Source organism: Streptococcus symci (genome assembly GCF_006385165.1).
In the GTDB taxonomy this organism is placed as follows: domain Bacteria; phylum Bacillota; class Bacilli; order Lactobacillales; family Streptococcaceae; genus Streptococcus; species Streptococcus symci.
The window spans coordinates 258,555-275,289 of the sequence record NZ_VFJA01000003.1; the positions used below are offsets into that span (position 1 = coordinate 258,555).

A 16,735-nucleotide genomic window follows, 5' to 3' on the forward strand; every position below is an offset into this window, starting at 1 on the left:
TTCGAAGAGTATTAGCTTGGTTTTACTAGAAATTTGCTTAGTTACCATCTCCACCAATTTCGACTTAAAATGAAAGACAATTTGAAAAAAATCCATACTTCCACTATAACATAGACAAGCTACTTTGACTAGCATTTTCACTTGAATCTGAGGCCTTTTGGAAAATAATTTTTCAAAACATTTCCAGTCACCTTAGCAAAGCCCAAGCCATTTCCTTTAACCAAAACTTGGTACCAACCATTTGGCAGACTTTCCGCCAATTGAACAGTTTCTCCAGCCACATACTTTACAAACGCTTCTTGGTCAATTTCAACTGACTGCTTGACCTGACTCGGTTTCAAGGCTAGACCAAGAGCAAAACTAGGCTCAAAGCGTTTCTTCTTAAAGGTACCCAGATGCAGGCCATTCCGAGCAATCTTGAGTTTCCCTAAATCTGGTAAGAGTTCTGGCAGGAGATAAAGCTGATCTCCAAACGTCTGCAAGATACCCGATAGATTAACCTTCAGGTGGTTTTGGGCAAATTCCTGCCACAAGGCAACTTGTTCTCGGCTGAGATTGCTCTTACTTGCCTTACATTTAGGTGCTGGATTTTCACCTTTAAATTGCAAATGGGCTACAAATTGCCCCTCTCCCTTAAAATGATGTGGGTACATACGAGCCGTTTCTGTCAGGTCAATTCCAGCTACCATTCCATTGATATGCTCTACTGGCAACAAATCAAAATTATACTCTTCCAGCAACCACTTGACGATCTCTTCGTTTTCCTCAGGTGACCAGGTACAAGTCGAATAAACCAGACGACCACCTTGAGCTAACATGGTCACCGCATCCTCTAGAATTTCTCTTTGCAAGCTAGCACATTGACTTGGATAATCTAAGCTCCAATAGTTCATAGCATCTGGCTGCTTACGAAACATTCCTTCCCCAGAGCAAGGAGCATCAAGGACAATGAGGTCAAAATAGCCTTTAAAGACCTTAGCCAAGCGGTCGGCAGATTCATTAGTCACTACGACATTTGTCGCTCCAAAGCGCTCCATGTTTTCTACTAAAATCTTAGCCCGTTTGCTTGAAATTTCATTGGAAACAAGGAGACCCTCCCCTGCTAGATAGGCTGCCAGCTGAGTTGATTTTCCACCCGGTGCAGCGGCCAAATCCAAAACCTTCATACCAGGACTGGGCTGGGCTACCTGAGCAACCATCTGAGCAGCAGGTTCTTGCGAATAAACTAAACCAGTAGCATGCTCAGGCGATTTCCCTGAAACCTTCCCATAGTGGCCCCAAGGGGTTTGAGGAATAGCATCAGGAAAGGAAACTGGCGCCTCTTTTAAAGGATTGACCCGAAAAGCCGAAACCGCTTCCTCCTCAAAAGAGGCAAGAAAATCTCTTGCCTCATCTCCTAGTATCTCTTCATATTTTTCAACAAATCCTTCTGGAAATTGCATTTAAGTTCTTTTCCTTTCGTAAATATAGGACTGAATTTCCTCCTGCATCTCAAGAGGTAACATCATGACCGGCTGTCTAGTTTGAAAATCAAGCGGTTGACCAGAAAGGGTCACAACCCGATAGCCCAGACTTTCCCCCAAAATACTTGCTGCAGCATAATCCCATGGTTGCAGATAAGTGATATAGGTCAACAAACGCCCTGACAAAATCTTGACAAAACTAATGGCCGCACTCCCATAGACACGAACACCGAGGACCGCTCGACTCAAATCAGCCAGTCCCCATTCATTGGTTTCCAGCATACCACTATTCCCTGCAATAAGGAAATCTCCAAGTGGTTTTACTTTAAAGGGAGCTAGGAGCTGGTCATTTCGACAGACTGGAAACTTACCACCACCGTGATAACAATCCCCTTTGACCACATCATAAATCAGCCCAAACTGTCCCTGACCATTTTCAAAATAAGCCATCATAACAGCAAAATCTTCCTGCTGGGCTACAAAATTATTGGTCCCATCAATGGGATCAATGACCCAAACCCTGCCCTCTTGAACCGAGGCTCGCAGACAACCTTCTTCAGCACAAATCTTATCTTCAGGATAACGAGACAAAATCTCACCAACCAATAGCTCCTGAACTTCCTTGTCCAGTTTGGTCACCAAATCTGTTGGAGAGGACTTGATTTCAACACGCAAGTCTTCCTGCATATGGTCAAGGATGTACTGGCCCGCTCTCTTAACAAGCTCTTTGGCAAATTCAAATTTACTTTCCAAGAGAAATCTTTCCTTCCCCTTTTTCCTTGGCAGCCTGAACTGCTCGATAAAGTGAATAGCCACTAACTGTTTCAAATTCTCGTCCCAAACGTTTCTCTTCGCTCTTACTTGGCACGACCGCTTTGAATCCCTTATAGGAATCCAGTAACTTTTTAGCCTCTACCTTGCCTTCATAGGCAGCTTCAACATCATTAAAAAAAGAAAGCACTGAAGCAAGTTCTTCAGTGCTCCACGACAAATCTAGTGGGTAACTATACTGTTTGTTCATTAACTAATACCAGCTCTCATTCTTGCTTCTTTTAGTTCTTGCTTACGGTAACTACGAGGGAGAAAAGCACGAATCTCATCTTCATTAAAACCAATTTGCATGCGTTTGGCATCGATGATAATTGGACGACGCAAAAGACTAGGATACTGCTCAATCAAATGAAGCAATTCCGATACCGAAATACTTTCTACATCAATATCTAATTTTTGAAAAATTTTTGAACGAGTTGAAATGATGTCATCAGTACCATTTTCGGTCAAGGAAAGAATATGTTGCAATTCTTTTCTCGTTAAAGGACTGGTCATAATATTGTGTTCCTCAAAGGGAACCTTATGTTTTTCTAACCAGGCCTTTGCCTTACGACATGAAGTACAGCTCGGTGATAGAAATAGTGTAATCATGCTTTTCTCTTCTTATCTATACTTTGCTAATTCTATTATACAAAAAAATAAAGCGCTTGACTAGAGATTTTTAGAAAAAAAAGCCTATTTTTTCAAGAAAAATAGACTGTTTGCGAACGATTAACTCTTTTTGGATTTGATTAATTCATTCTTGACAATCATTTCGAATCACATACCTAACTTATTTACTCAAAATAAGAATATCTTTAGCATTACTTCCTACGACTTTTCAGGTATAGAAAACCAAAGAAGCTCTCATAGAGGGCAAAAAAGAGGAGGAAGGCATGAAGGAAAAAGGTCTCTGGCAAAATCATAATAACAGGATCCTTGGCTGGATCAAAAAGCCAGGTATCATCTCCCACAAAGAGAATTTGATGGAAAAGGGTAAAGAATTGGTCAAAACCAATCAAAACTCCCCCAAGACCAATCAGCAAAGGCAAGACTACTAGAGCTAGGAGACTTTTATAAAAGAGAGACAAAAAGCCCTTTTTCACAATCCCTTTGACAAAGAAATAGAAACTTGGCAGTGTCACTAGAGCTACTAGCTGCACCAAGTGAAAGAGGTTCTTGACCACCGCAAAGTGGTGCAGACCAGCTGCTGACGAACGAAAATCAGGCATCTGCAAGTCCTGACTAAAAGGATTGGTCAGGTAATCCATCAAGATATGAAAGTTGTACTGAATGGTTTCTGGTTTTAGATAAACTCGATCTGTTAAATTCAGCCACTGAATTTCCAGCGGATAAAAAATCCAAGCTAGATAAATAGTCAGAAGGATTGAGAGGGACAGAAGAAAGACCATAGAGCCCCAAAAAGTCAGTTTAGTTTTCATCAAAATTCCACTCCGCAAGGCTAGAAACCACATGAGTCGGTGCGATTGGTAGGTCTGCTACTTCTTCCGCCTTGGTAAAACCTGTTGTCACCAAGAGCGTTGGAATGCCATTGTCAATCCCTGCTCGGATATCAGTCAAGTAGTTATCCCCAACCATAATCAACTCTTCACGTTCCAAGCCTAAGTGCTCAACCGCCTTGTCCATAATGATGGCATTTGGTTTCCCAATATAAACAGGCTTCACTCGTGTTGCCACTTCAAGAAGGGTAATCAGTGAACCAGCACCAGGCAAAAGACCGCGCTCTGTCGGGATGTTGAGGTCAGGATTGGTTCCGATAAAGTGGGCACCTTTTTGAATAGCCAGAGTTGCTGTCGCAAATTTTTCATAGTCAACTTGCCAGTCCAGGCCTACTACCACATAGGCAGGGTTTTCCTTCTTTTCCACATAACCAGCCGCCTTGATGGCTTCCTTGAGCCCTGCTTCTCCGATAACATATACCGTCTTTTCAAGCCCCAAATCGTTCATATAGTCAATGGTTGCCAAAGTCGCTGTGTAGACAGTCGATAGGGGCGTATCGATATTAAAATTCTGAGCCAACATTTCCTGAACACTCTCAGGAGTACGAGTCGTATTGTTGGTCACAAAAAGATAGGGGATATCCCGCTTTTGCAATTCATGGACAAAAGCTTCTCCTGCTGGAATTCGATCTTTCCCCTTATAAATGGTTCCGTCTAAATCAATTAAATAGCCTTTATATTTCATCTATTTCTCCCTAATCCTTCTTCATTTCTTGCCAAGTGATGATAGCTTGGGCATTGGTAGCACCGTCGCTTGTAATCTCATGTTTGCTTTCCAGTCCAGTCCGTTCAACAGCCGATGTAATCACCCCACCTGGTCGAACTTCCTTGACATACTTGAGATTGATTTTCTTGGGAATATATTGGGTCAAAAAATCTGCTCCCATTACCTCAAAAATCCAGTCCAGATATTTACTGTTATTAACATGACCATTCATATCCAAGTCGTAAAAACGAACATGGTAATCCTTGCTGACCGGCTCTTCCAAGGACTCATACTTTGGCCCACGGATAAGTTTTTTATCAAAATCAGACTGGTAAGGAGCCACAATCTCAGGTTCAACAGCATGGACTTTTCGACTATCTCGATCCATGAGAACAAAGGTCGCCATCATGTGGATGAGTTCTTGACCTGCTTCATCATAGATAGTGAAACGACGGTAGCAAAAGAGTCGATTGTAGCTCAGGGCTTCCGTCTCGATAGTGATTTCTTCCGCAAAACGAGGCAAACGAACCACCTCAATATCATAGTCTGTGATAATCCAGACAAGATTATAGTCTTCCAAAATGGTCTTATCACTAACTCCCAACTCAATAGACTGCATCCCTGAAACTTGCAGGGACAGCAAAATCACATCTGGAAGCTTGATATGACCGTTCATATCAGCCATATCAAAAGGAATTTTCATTTTCATTTGATAAGTTAAGCCCATCATCCTACTCCAAAATAAATCGTTCTGCTACGGTGTCTCCTAAAAAGAGACCTCTTTTTGTCATGCGAACTCGATCACCGTCTAGTTGCATGAGACCTTGTTGAACCAAGTCTCTGACGATTTCTCCATAAATTCCATCAAAAGACCGCCCAAATTTTTCCTCAAATCGCGCCATGGAGACTCCTGATTTCTTGCGAAGCCCCAGGAACATTTCTTCTTCCATTTGCTCCTTTTGACTCAGGTGCTCTTCTGTGATGCGCGCATTGCCTTCCTCAACCGCACTGAGATAATGACGAATCGGGCCGTGGTTTTTATAGCGAACACCATTGACATAGCCAGATGCCCCAGCACCGATGCCATAGTATTCAGCATTGTCCCAGTACATGAGGTTGTGGCGACTTTCAAAACCAGGCTTTGAGAAATTGGAAATCTCATAATGCTCAAAACCAGCTCGCTCCAGCTCTGCGATGATATATTCAAACATCTCAGCTTCCACTTCCTCCTTAGGCAGAGGCAACTTCCCTCGTCGCATACGGTTCATAAAGACCGTATGATTTTCCAAAATCAAGCTATACAAACTCATATGAGGAATATCCAGCCCAATAGCCTTAGCCACATTTTCCTTGACCTGCTCCATGGTCTGACCAGGCAGTGCATAAATCAAATCGATGGAGATATTGTCAAAACCAGCCAGTTTCAGACGGTCGATATTTTCATAAATATCCTTCTCCAAATGACTGCGCCCAATCTTTTTCAGCATCTTGTCATCAAAGGTCTGCACACCTAGCGAAACACGGTTGACAGCCGAGTTTTTCAAAACAGCAATCTTATCCGCATCCAAGTCGCCTGGATTAGCCTCAATAGTCAACTCTTCTAAAACAGACAGGTCCAAGTTTTTAGTCAAGCCCTTCAATAGCACCTCTAATTGAGAAGCTGACAAAGCTGTCGGTGTACCACCGCCGATATAGAGGGTTCTCAACTTTTGAATATCATAAGATTGAAACTCTTCTAACAGATGCTCTAAATAGCTATCTACCGGCTGATTCTTGATAAAAACTTTTGAAAAGTCACAATAATAACAAATCTGGGTACAAAACGGGATGTGCACATAGGCTGACGTTGGTTTTTTCTGCATAGTACTTATTATACCACAAAGACAGGCTACGAGAAAAAAAATCACCATCCCCAGATACATAGTCCGTCCAGAGATGGTGATGATTTATTCTTCTGTTATGTCAATAACAATCTCTTCTGATTCATCAAGAGTTTCGGCCTTTTCTTGCCATTGCTCCTTGAGATTATTGAATCGATCTTTTGATGCTTCTGTCGCTTGACGAGCACATGATTTGGCTTGGGCAAGGACACTGTCCACAGTGATTTCACCTGACTCAACCTTTTCTTTGGTTTTAAGAACAAAATCTGTAGCCTGCTCCTTGACTTCTGTCAGTTTTTCACAGACCTGCTCCTTGGCATACTCTGGATCTTCTCTCAAATCATCTAGAAAATCTTGAGCTTGACTGCAAACTTGTTTGCCCTTGTCACTTGTTAAAAACAAGGCAAGAGCTGCACCTGAAACGGTTCCTAAAAGGATTGAGGATAGTTTACCCATAAGAATTCTCCTTTTTTATTTTTTGAAAAATTTACTTGCGGCACGTAGAGCTGACAGACTTGCCCCAGTCTTGAGTGTTTTTGAACCAGCTGATGAAGCTTTCTTGCTCAAGACACGCGCATGGTCATTGAGGTCGGAAACAGATAAAGATAAATCTGCAACAGCACTAAAGAGTGGATCAATCGTTGCCACCTTGACATTGATATCATCTGCCAAGACATTGACCTTAGCCAGCAATTCATTGGTATGATGCAAGGTCACATCCACATCTGAAGTCAAGGTTTTAATCGTCTTCTCTGTTTCATCGATCACACGTCCAAGCTTTTGTACAGTAATGATTAGATAGACTAAAAATACAATCAAAGCAAGGGCTACAAGAATATATGCAACTTCTAACATTTAGTTTTCCTCCTCTGAAATATAGTAAGGGGCCTTCTTTCGATTTTGATATAGAATGATAAAAATACCCAGTCCGATAAGGACAACTGATAGCCATTGAGACACTCGAAGACCAAAGAACATGAGGCTATCTGTTCGCATGCCTTCGATGACCATACGACCGAAACCATACCAAATCAAGTAAAAGGCAGTGATATGACCTCGTCTGAGGCTCTTCCATTTTCGTCTAAAAATCAGAATCAAGGCAAAGCCAAGCAGATTCCATAAAGACTCATAAAGGAAGGTCGGCTGACGGTAGCTCCCCTCAATATACATCTGGTCACGGATAAAGCCAGGTAGATAATCCAGATTATCCACTGCTGCACCATAGGCTTCTTGGTTAAAGAAATTGCCCCAGCGACCCAAACTTTGGGCAATCATGACGCTAGGCGCCGCAATATCTAGAAAATCCCAAGTATTGATGAGTTTACGATCAGCAAAAATATAGAGTACAAGGGCACCAGTTATCAAACCACCGTAGATGGCCAAACCACCATTCCAAATGGCAAAAATCTCTCCTAAGTTTTGACTATAGTAATCAAAACGGAAAATAACATAGTAGAGACGTGCTCCTAAAATAGCCAAAGGAAAGGCTATCAAGATGAAATCTAAAATATCGTCTGGTATGATCTTCTTTCTAGGTGCTTCTTTCATGGTCAAATAAACCGCAAGAATCAAGCCTGTCACAATACACAATGCATACCAACGAATGGCTATAGGGCCTAGATGAATAGCAATTGGATCAAGCATTAGGCACCTCGTTCTGAGCAATGAGATTTGTCAAACGTTCTTCGAATAAACGCGTCGCATCAAAGCCCATTTCCTTGGCACGATAATTCATGGCAGCTGCCTCAATCACAACAGAAATATTTCGACCAGTTTTAACCGGAATACGGATACGAGGAATGGATACGCCAGAAATTTCAAGTTCCTCGGCATTATTTCCAAGACGATCAAAAGTCTTATGCGTATCGTAATTTTCCAGGTAAACGGCTAGCTGGACTTGTGAAGAATCCTTGACCGCACTCGCACCGTAGAGACTCATAACATCGATAATCCCAACACCACGAATTTCAATCAAGTGTTTCAAGATTTCAGCTGGTTCACCCCAAAGAGTAATCTCATCCTTGGCAAAGATATCGACACGGTCATCAGCTACCAAGCGGTGACCACGTTTGACAAGCTCTAAACCTGTCTCACTCTTACCGATACCACTATCTCCCTGAATCAAGACACCCATTCCATAGATATCCATCAAGACACCATGCACACTGGTCCGTTCTGCCAAACGAGAATCCAGATAACTAGATAACTCTCCAGACAAACGACTAGTAGCTGTACGACTGGTTAAAATGGCAATCTTACATTCTCTGGCTGCCTTTAACATTTCCTCTGGAACTACCAAACCACGAGCAACAATGACCGCAGGTGTCTCAGGTAGAAACATTTTTTTCAAGACTTGGTAACGATTGTGAGAGGACATCGAAACAAGATAGGACCACTCCTTCATTCCCAAAAGTTGGATTCGCTCAGGCGTATAATAGTCAAAATAGCCCGTCATTTCAAGACCAGGTCGCGTAATGTCCGCAGTATTAATTTCCTTTTCAAGTAATTCTGGTTCGCCATAGACAATGTCTAGTCTAAGCTTTTCAATCACTTCTTTTACTAAAACCGACATCATTTCCTCCTTCAAATGAGTTCTTCTCTCTATTATATCAAATTGTAGGAGGATATTTGAGATTTTTGCAGGCTTTGGAGTATTTATTTATACTCAATGAAAATCAAAGAGCAAACTAGGAAACTAGCCGCAGGTTGCTCAAAACACCGTTTTGAGGTTGTAGATAAGACTGACGAAGTCAGTCACATATATAATCCAAGGCGACGTTGACGTGGTTTGAAGAGATTTTCGAAGAGTATTAAAAGAAAAAGGACTAGATTTCTCCAGCCTTTCATTTCTAATTAGAATTTTTTACGTTTACGAGCTGCTTCTGATTTACGTTTACGTTTTACAGAAGGTTTTTCATAGAATTCACGTTTGCGTGTTTCTTGAAGAGTACCAGCTTTAGTAACCGCACGTTTGAAACGACGAAGTGCGTCGTCAAGAGATTCATTCTTACGTACTACTGTTTTAGACATTTTTTTCACTCCCTTCAAGTTCAAGATCTATTCTATTTTACACGTAAAAGTAATAATTGTCAAGAAAAAATCCGGTTTAATTTTAATTTTTTCTTCCATTTATACAAGTCTTGAAAGCATTAAATAGAAAAACTGAAGGGTGCTGCTTTTTTATTTTTCTAACAAGCTGAGCGCTTCAGCATCTGCAATAATCGTCACATCTGGGTGGTTTTGTAGGCTACTTGCTGGTAGACTCTCAGTCACTGGACCAGACACTGTTCCGGCAATGGCTTCTGCTTTTGATGCACCGTAAGCAAAAAGAATAATAGACTTAGCATCCAAGATATTTTTAATCCCCATTGAAATGGCTTGGGTTGGAACATCTTCAATCTTGTCAAAGAAGCGAGCATTAGCTTCAATAGTAGACTGGTCAAGTTCGACTAGGTGTGTTTGACTGTCAAATGGAGTGCCTGGCTCATTAAATCCGATATGTCCATTGCGACCAATTCCCAAGATTTGAAGGTCAACTGGATGGTCAGCCAAAATTTGATTGTAGCGTTCTACTTCTTCTTCAGCATTGTCCTTAACCCCACGAGGCAAGAAACTTTCTTTAAATGGTTTTTGGTTGAACAAGTTTTCTTGCATGAAGTGACGGTAAGACTGAGGATTGTCGCCATCAAGGCCTACATACTCATCAAGGTTGACACTGGTTAGATTTGAAAAATCAAGGTCACTCTCAACAATTTCCTTGTAAAATTCAAGTGGGCTACTTCCTGTCGCAAGTCCTAGGGTTTGAGCGCCGTTGGCCAATTTTTCCTTCAAAATCTCAAAAGCAACTTTTCCACCTTCGATTTGGTTTTCAACTTTAATAACTTTCATCTTTTTATCCTCCGTTTCAATCTATATTTATTATATGGTATAGACCAATTTTTGTCAAGTGAAAACGATTTAATTTTCAAAAAAAGAGCGTCCAAACTTGAAACATGTTATAATGGATAAGATTAGAACTTAGAAAGAATGAACAGATATATGAATACAGCTGATTTTGATTTCCACTTACCCGAGGAATTGATTGCCCAAACGCCCCTTGAAAAACGAGATGCTTCCAAACTCCTCATCGTCAACCGTGAGACGGGAGAAATGCAGGACAAACACTTCCACTCTATTATTGATATGCTGGAACCTGGTGATGCCCTTGTTATGAACGACACCCGCGTTCTCCCTGCCCGCCTCTATGGTCAAAAGGAAGAAACAGGAGGCCATGTGGAACTTCTCCTGCTCAAAAATACTGCTGGAGACGAGTGGGAGGTTCTGGCTAAACCTGCCAAACGCCTCAAGGTTGGCACTCGTGTCAGCTTTGGTGATGGTCGCCTCAGCGCTGTCGTTACGGAAGAATTGACTCACGGGGGCCGCATTGTCCGCTTTGAATACCAAGGAATTTTCCTAGAAGTTTTGGAAAGTCTGGGAGAAATGCCTCTACCACCTTATATACACGAAAAACTGGATGACCGTGAACGTTATCAAACCGTTTACGCCAAGGAAAGTGGCTCTGCTGCAGCACCAACTGCTGGACTGCACTTCACCAAAGAACTGCTGGCAGAAATCCAAGCTAAGGGTGTTCATCTGGTCTATCTGACTCTTCATGTCGGGCTCGGAACCTTTAGACCCGTTTCTGTGGATAATCTGGACGAACATGAAATGCACTCAGAATTCTATCAACTTTCTGAGGAAGCTGCTGCCACCCTTCGATCTGTTAAAGAAAATGGTGGTCGTGTCATCGCTGTCGGAACCACTTCTATCCGCACCTTGGAGACTATTGGTTCCAAGTTTGATGGGCAAATCCAAGCAGATTCTGGCTGGACCAATATCTTTATTAAACCTGGCTATGAGTGGAAGGTCGTAGATGCCTTCTCAACCAACTTCCACCTGCCAAAATCAACTCTGGTTATGTTGGTTTCTGCCTTTGCAGGTCGTGAATTAGTCTTAGATGCCTACCACCATGCCATTCAAGAACACTATCGCTTCTTTAGTTTTGGCGATGCCATGTTTATCTATTAATTTTCACAATCAAAAAAGCGCATATTATCAAGGTTTTATAAAGCCTGATATTATGCGTTTTGTAATGAATTAAAAATTCGTTAGTCTGTTCTCAAACTCGGATCTTTCAAACTCTGAACACTGGCATTGATCACTGCTCCGACAATCAAAATCTTAGCGATGAGAATAAACCAAAACATCATAACCACCACGACGATGGAACTGAAGAAACGGACGTCCACTAGGTGATTAACATAGTTGTTGACATAGACTGAAAAAATATTGAGCAGTAATACCAGAGTCAACAAGACAAAGGTACTACCTGGTAATACATTTCGAATTCGTCGCACCTTAACATTGGGCAGGAAATAATAAATCATAACCAAGATGGCAAAAATCAAGGCATAGACCAAGGGGCCTGTCAGGTCTTGCAGATAAGCAAAGAGAGGACTATCCGATTGCCAGTAGCTTTTGATAAGGTTGAGGAGCATGCGACCAAAGACACTGAGAAAGAGAGCTAAAGCAAAGAGAATCTGCAAGCCAAAACTGACTAGTAAACTCATCAATTGCTGATAAATTAAACCTCTACTCTTAGCTACTCCGTAAGCTTTATTAAAGGCTTTCTGTAGGAAATTCATGGATTTTGAAAAGGTCCAGAGGGCTGACAAAACCGCAAAACTCAATAAGCCTGTTGACGGTTGGGTCAGTACTTCTGTAATAATTTTTGCGACCACATCATACATGGTATCGGGCAAGAATTCATTGACAACCTTTAAAAAATTAGAAACTGGAATCTGAAAATATGGGAGGATATTGACCACCACCAAAAGCAGGGGGAAAATCGAAATCAACCAATAGTAGGCCACTGCGACGCTGGTCAACTCACTATCTGATGCTTGATAATAATGCAAAAAAGCTTTTACTAAAGGCTTGTCTATCAGCTCTTTCCACCACTTCTTCATGTCACACTCCTTCACTTACAATCTTGATTAATTTCTTCTTACCAATTCCATCATATCATAAGGCAGAGTATTGGCAGCTTCCTTCAGAGAATAGTTCTCTAAGTTATTCACATTTTGTCGTAATTTCTTGGCATACTTGGCCGTAATCAATCGTTTTTCTTCGTATTCGAAAATCAACTTGCGCTCCAGATAATAGCCTCTCAGCATTTCATCGATATTGTTGGGCTTGACGCGATTGATAACCCGTTCGACAAAGGCACCACTGGTGATGATAGCTGTTTCTCGGATACGAGAATCCTGCATGAAGCTGATTAAAGAACTCTTATAAACCCCTTTAAGGTTCTCCAGACTTTCGATAATCATCTCTGTATTTTCTAGATAGAGCTCTGCAATTTGGTCATAGTCAAGAGCTCTGAGTTTCTGCGATTCTTCATTTTTCCAACTGCGGAAGGTCTTGCCAAAGGTAAAGACTTCATGAAGGAGAAAACGTAAAATCCGCAAGGAGACAAGGAAGTAATAGGTCAATCTTGAAGCAAACTTGCGATTGATACCTTGTTCCATGTTTTTCAGATAACGTTGGTAGACCCTATAAGCACGCTCACTCATCTTGCCTTCTTCATAAGCCTGTTCCAAACCATCACTTTCAATACTGAGGATGAGAAGTTTCAAGGCCTCCCAGTCTTCTTGAGCCCCCTTATTTTCTTGATTCAGGATAAGGTTCTCTATTCGTCCATGGTAATTGTCAATAGCCGCATAGAGAGGGAGCTTATTTCTGGTATCTTCCAACTCTTTTTCCAACTCTATCGTTACTTCATTCAAAATGGCGATATGCATGAGATAATCCTTGCTTTCTTCCTGTTCATCAGAAAGATGAGGCAAGACCAAGAGACCTGTTAAAAAGCTGACAAGCGTCACACCTGCGACGAGGAAAAGCAAGAGAGGATACTCCTGCTCTAGATTACTTGGTATCAGAAGAATCGTAGCAATCGACACCGTTCCCTTTACACCTGAGAAGGTCAAAAGAAGCATGTCCTTCATATACTTATTTAGCTTTTTCTTGAGACGTCTAGTCCTATAGGCATAATAGCCATAAATCATGACAAAACGAATGGCAAAGAGGACAAAGGTAAGGGCTATAAGAGATACCAATAACAGTAAGGGATTATAGATTGGATTGGTCAAGATAGGCTCTGCTATCATTTCCAACTCCATCCCTAAAATCACGAAGACAGAACCGTTGAGCATAAAGTTCACTGTATGCCAGACCGTCTCAGTCACCGTATCCACTTGGGCTTCGAGGAGCGTAATTTTCTTAAATCGGCTTGCCTTTAAAATGCCAGCAACCACAACAGCAATAATTCCTGAAACATGGACTTCTTCTGCCAGGAAGAAAGTCACCAGAGGCAAACTCAATTCTAATAAAAGCTCGCTAGCAATATCTGTTGCTCTCACACTTAGCAAGAAGGTGTGGAGGAAACGGTTGGTCATGGCTGTTAAAAAGCCAATTAAAAAACCGCCTAGGATTGAAAAGATGAGCGAACTACTCGCTTGCCCAAGGGAAAAGGCTCCAGTTGTCCAGGCTGTCAAGGCCACCTGGAAGGCAACCAAGCCAGAAGCATCATTCAAGAGTCCCTCCCCCTTAAGGATATTGGACACGCGCTTAGGAAAGCTAAAGCGCTCTGAAAGAGAGGCAAAGGCAACCAAGTCTGTAGGTCCAAGGGCTGCCCCAACAGCCAAACAAGCTGCCAAGGGGAGGCTGAACCAAAGAAGATGGGCCAAACCACCCAAACTCAGGGTCGAGATGAAAATCACTGGAAATATGAGATAAACAATGATTCGCCAGTGTTTTAAAATAGCTGTAATGTCCGCTTCTTCCGACTCTCGAAAAAGCAAGGGACCAATAACCAGTGCCAAAAACAACTCTGTATTGAGGTGAAAGTCGGTATTGGGTAAAAAGAGACCAATCACAATTCCCAAAAGAATTTGCACCAAAGGTAGAGGCAAAAAGGGCAGGAGCTTATTGGTTGTACTAGAGACAATCAAGACCAGTAAAAATAGGATGAGGTAAATCAGTAATTCCACGCACAACCTCCTTAATCTTTTTTACAACAAGATTCAAAAATCTCCTTCTGCTCTTTGATTTTTTGGTCAATCTTGGAACAATCCTTGTGCTCAATTTTTCTCTGGCACCGTTCCATTTCAAGAGCAACTAATTTTTTCTTGATTTTAAGCATTTTTTTGCTCATATGTGCTTGATCTAACACCCCCACCGCTCGTTCGTGGTGGGTTGATTCAACAAAATTCTGGCGCATGGCATCCAGCTTTTCACGTAGGTATTGTTTATCCATGTCTATATCTCTCTAATTTTTCAATCATCACTAAAAATGGTGGGTTGTTGACTTGGTTTAAAGTTCGGTAAATGGCAGCTGTGTACTCTTGTTGGTTCAACTGACTGACAAAATCCAAGACAGCATCCCTCTCGAGGTCGCCTCCTTCATGCCCATAGTAGATCATGATGGCAATCCGTCCCCCTTTGACAAGCAAATGACACAGCTTTTCTAAGGCTTCAATCGTTGTCTGAGGTTGGGTAATGACAAACTTATCAGCTGACGGCAGATAGCCCAGATTGAAAATTCCTGCCTTGGCTTCTGTCACAAACTGGTCCAGTGTCTCATGGCCTTGCAAGATTAACTGGGCATTTGTCAGGCCAGCTTGGTTCAAACGCTCTTGCGTCTTTTCCAAGGCTTGCTCCTGAATATCAAAGGCATAGACTTGCTTAGCTAGCTTGGCTAGAAAAAGCGTGTCATGACCATTTCCCATGGTTGCATCCACTACGATATCATCCTGAGTTACAACCTCAGCTAAAAAATCATGTGCCATTTCAAGTGGTCTTTTCATTTTCAAACTCCTGTTTTACAGCCTTGCATCCTTGAACGCTTCCACGACGTCTCATTTCAGTTTCAATAGCATTTAGAACTTCCCATTTATTGAGGCTCCACATCGGCCCAATCAGCATATCTCTAGGTGCATCTCCCGTGATTCGATGGATGACGATATGTTTGGGAATGATTTCCAGTTGGTCACAGATGACCTTAACATATTCGTCCTGACTCATCAGTTGTAAGCGTCCCTCATGGTAATCCCGTTGCATACGTGTATTTGTCATGAGGTGAAGCAAGTGCAGTTTAATTCCTTGAATATCGTTATCCGTAACACAGCGGCGGACATTTTCAATCATCATCTCATGGGTTTCACCAGGCAAACCATTGATCAAATGGGAAACAATCTCAATTTTTGGATATTTCCTCAAACGCTTGACCGTTTCCACGTACAATTCATAGGAATGGGCACGGTTAATCAGGTCAGAGGTTGCTTCATAAGTAGTCTGCAAGCCCAATTCAACCGTCACATGCATGCGCTCCGACAACTCAGCCAAATATTCGATGGTTTCGTCTGGTAAACAGTCTGGCCGTGTTCCGATATTGATTCCTACTACACCTGGCTCATTGATGGCCTGCTCATAGCGTTCCCGAATGATTTCCACCTTTTCATGGGTATTGGTAAAATTCTGAAAATAAACCAGATACTTCTGAACATCTGGCCACTTGCGGTGCATAAAGTCAATTTCCTTATAAAATTGCTCACGAATAGGCGCATCTGGTGCCACAATGGCATCTCCAGAACCGGAAACCGTACAAAAAGTACAGCCCCCATGAGCCACAGTTCCATCACGATTGGGACAGTCAAATCCCGCATCAATAGGGACTTTAAAGGTCTTTTCTCCAAAGAGTTTTCGATAATAATCATTCAAGGTGTTATAAGATTTCATAACTTTCATTATAACAAAAAACAACCACAATCTCAAAAGCCTGACTTTCCTATAAATTCCTCTGTTTCTCGTTTCCATTAGCGATTTTTTATGATACAATATGGATATGATTTTAATGAAATTAGCATCTATTTTATTATTGATACTGACCTTAGTAGTCTGCATTATCATAACCAAACTTTTTAGATTAAAAAAACTAGGACGAAACTTTGCGGATTTGGCTTTTCCAGTCTTGGTATTTGAGTATTACTTGATTACAGCTAAAACCTTTACCCATAATTTCCTCCCTAGACTAGGCCTAGCCCTCTCTCTCCTAGCCATTATTCTCGTTTTTTTCTTCCTTTTGAAAAAACGTAGCTTTTACTATCCTAAATTCATCAAATTTTTCTGGCGTGCAGGATTCTTATTAACCCTTGTCATGTATATCGAGATGATTGTTGAATTGTTCTTAATGAAATAATTGAATCCCTAAACATTTTCTAGGGATTTTTGCTTTCTCTACAAAATAAGGTAGATAAT

Annotated in this window: 21 protein-coding genes; 2 read left to right on the forward strand and 19 right to left on the reverse strand. The window is 41.6% G+C overall.

Annotation, left to right across the window (positions count from 1 at the left end):
- Positions 1-137: 137 nt before the first annotated feature.
- From FJN11_RS07905 to FJN11_RS07970, 14 genes are all read right to left on the reverse strand, one after another.
- Positions 138-1,442: an RsmF rRNA methyltransferase first C-terminal domain-containing protein gene (locus FJN11_RS07905; RefSeq protein ID WP_049493324.1), complete on the reverse strand. Its 1,305-nt coding sequence runs from the start codon at positions 1,440-1,442 to the stop codon at positions 138-140.
- Positions 1,443-2,216, reverse strand: a complete 774-nt coding sequence (locus tag FJN11_RS07910; RefSeq protein WP_049493323.1) for an inositol monophosphatase family protein — start codon at positions 2,214-2,216, stop codon at positions 1,443-1,445.
- The gene (locus FJN11_RS07915) at positions 2,206-2,484 is read right to left on the reverse strand and encodes a UPF0223 family protein (protein ID WP_001041974.1); all 279 of its coding nucleotides are present in this window, start codon (positions 2,482-2,484) and stop codon (positions 2,206-2,208) included. The genes FJN11_RS07910 and FJN11_RS07915 overlap by 11 nt, the downstream gene beginning before the upstream one ends.
- The gene (locus FJN11_RS07920) at positions 2,484-2,885 is read right to left on the reverse strand and encodes a Spx/MgsR family RNA polymerase-binding regulatory protein (RefSeq protein WP_000631254.1); all 402 of its coding nucleotides are present in this window, start codon (positions 2,883-2,885) and stop codon (positions 2,484-2,486) included. Before FJN11_RS07920 ends, FJN11_RS07915 begins: the two co-directional genes overlap by 1 nt.
- Positions 2,886-3,097: 212 nt before the next feature.
- Entirely contained in the window at positions 3,098-3,715 is a 618-nt protein-coding gene (locus FJN11_RS07925; RefSeq protein WP_140224276.1) for a TIGR01906 family membrane protein, read from the reverse strand.
- Complete coding sequence (locus tag FJN11_RS07930; protein WP_140224277.1) at positions 3,705-4,478, reverse strand: TIGR01457 family HAD-type hydrolase; 774 nt, start codon at positions 4,476-4,478, stop codon at positions 3,705-3,707. The genes FJN11_RS07925 and FJN11_RS07930 overlap by 11 nt, the downstream gene beginning before the upstream one ends.
- A gap of 10 nt (positions 4,479-4,488) precedes the next feature.
- Entirely contained in the window at positions 4,489-5,226 is a 738-nt protein-coding gene (locus tag FJN11_RS07935) for an acyl-[acyl-carrier-protein] thioesterase (protein ID WP_140224278.1), read from the reverse strand.
- Between the two features lie 4 nt (positions 5,227-5,230).
- A complete protein-coding gene (gene hemW, locus FJN11_RS07940) occupies positions 5,231-6,361 on the reverse strand; it encodes a radical SAM family heme chaperone HemW (RefSeq protein ID WP_140224279.1) in 1,131 nt (376 codons plus the stop codon).
- Positions 6,362-6,445: 84 nt separating this feature from the next.
- Positions 6,446-6,835 (reverse strand): YtxH domain-containing protein, encoded by a 390-nt coding sequence (locus FJN11_RS07945; RefSeq protein ID WP_140224280.1) that lies wholly within the window; start codon positions 6,833-6,835, stop codon positions 6,446-6,448.
- Positions 6,836-6,850: 15 nt separating this feature from the next.
- Positions 6,851-7,234, reverse strand: coding sequence for a DUF948 domain-containing protein (locus FJN11_RS07950; RefSeq protein WP_140224281.1), 384 nt, complete (start codon positions 7,232-7,234; stop codon positions 6,851-6,853).
- On the reverse strand, positions 7,235-8,023 hold the full coding sequence (gene lgt / locus FJN11_RS07955; RefSeq protein ID WP_125851772.1) for a prolipoprotein diacylglyceryl transferase: 789 nt from the start codon (positions 8,021-8,023) through the stop codon (positions 7,235-7,237).
- Positions 8,016-8,951, reverse strand: a complete 936-nt coding sequence (gene hprK, locus FJN11_RS07960; RefSeq protein WP_000115154.1) for an HPr(Ser) kinase/phosphatase — start codon at positions 8,949-8,951, stop codon at positions 8,016-8,018. Before hprK ends, lgt begins: the two co-directional genes overlap by 8 nt.
- 281 nt (positions 8,952-9,232) lie before the next feature.
- The gene (gene rpsU / locus FJN11_RS07965; protein WP_000048054.1) at positions 9,233-9,409 is read right to left on the reverse strand and encodes a 30S ribosomal protein S21; all 177 of its coding nucleotides are present in this window, start codon (positions 9,407-9,409) and stop codon (positions 9,233-9,235) included.
- A gap of 150 nt (positions 9,410-9,559) precedes the next feature.
- Entirely contained in the window at positions 9,560-10,267 is a 708-nt protein-coding gene (locus tag FJN11_RS07970) for a glucosamine-6-phosphate deaminase (RefSeq protein ID WP_140224282.1), read from the reverse strand.
- A 150-nt stretch (positions 10,268-10,417) separates the two neighbouring features.
- Here FJN11_RS07970 and queA point away from each other — a divergent pair, with 150 nt between their 5' ends.
- A complete protein-coding gene (queA, locus tag FJN11_RS07975) occupies positions 10,418-11,446 on the forward strand; it encodes a tRNA preQ1(34) S-adenosylmethionine ribosyltransferase-isomerase QueA (RefSeq protein WP_001090137.1) in 1,029 nt (342 codons plus the stop codon).
- Between the two features lie 80 nt (positions 11,447-11,526).
- Here the strand turns inward: queA and FJN11_RS07980 are convergent, their stop codons facing one another.
- Genes FJN11_RS07980 through mnmL form a run of 5 tightly spaced genes read right to left on the reverse strand, consistent with a single transcriptional unit; the run spans position 11,527 to position 16,225 of the window.
- Positions 11,527-12,387, reverse strand: a complete 861-nt coding sequence (locus FJN11_RS07980) for a YihY/virulence factor BrkB family protein (protein ID WP_140224283.1) — start codon at positions 12,385-12,387, stop codon at positions 11,527-11,529.
- A gap of 27 nt (positions 12,388-12,414) precedes the next feature.
- Complete coding sequence (locus FJN11_RS07985; protein ID WP_140224284.1) at positions 12,415-14,469, reverse strand: cation:proton antiporter; 2,055 nt, start codon at positions 14,467-14,469, stop codon at positions 12,415-12,417.
- 11 nt (positions 14,470-14,480) lie between these two features.
- Positions 14,481-14,735, reverse strand: coding sequence for a hypothetical protein (locus FJN11_RS07990; protein WP_000361085.1), 255 nt, complete (start codon positions 14,733-14,735; stop codon positions 14,481-14,483).
- Positions 14,728-15,285, reverse strand: a complete 558-nt coding sequence (gene mnmM, locus FJN11_RS07995; protein ID WP_049493307.1) for a tRNA 5-(aminomethyl)-2-thiouridylate-methyltransferase MnmM — start codon at positions 15,283-15,285, stop codon at positions 14,728-14,730. Before mnmM ends, FJN11_RS07990 begins: the two co-directional genes overlap by 8 nt.
- Entirely contained in the window at positions 15,269-16,225 is a 957-nt protein-coding gene (gene mnmL / locus FJN11_RS08000) for a tRNA modification radical SAM protein MnmL/YtqA (protein WP_049486757.1), read from the reverse strand. The genes mnmM and mnmL overlap by 17 nt, the downstream gene beginning before the upstream one ends.
- A gap of 91 nt (positions 16,226-16,316) precedes the next feature.
- Between mnmL and FJN11_RS08005 the strand changes: the two genes are divergently transcribed.
- A complete protein-coding gene (locus FJN11_RS08005) occupies positions 16,317-16,676 on the forward strand; it encodes a DUF3397 family protein (protein ID WP_004269933.1) in 360 nt (119 codons plus the stop codon).
- The last annotated feature ends 59 nt before the right edge of the window (positions 16,677-16,735 follow it).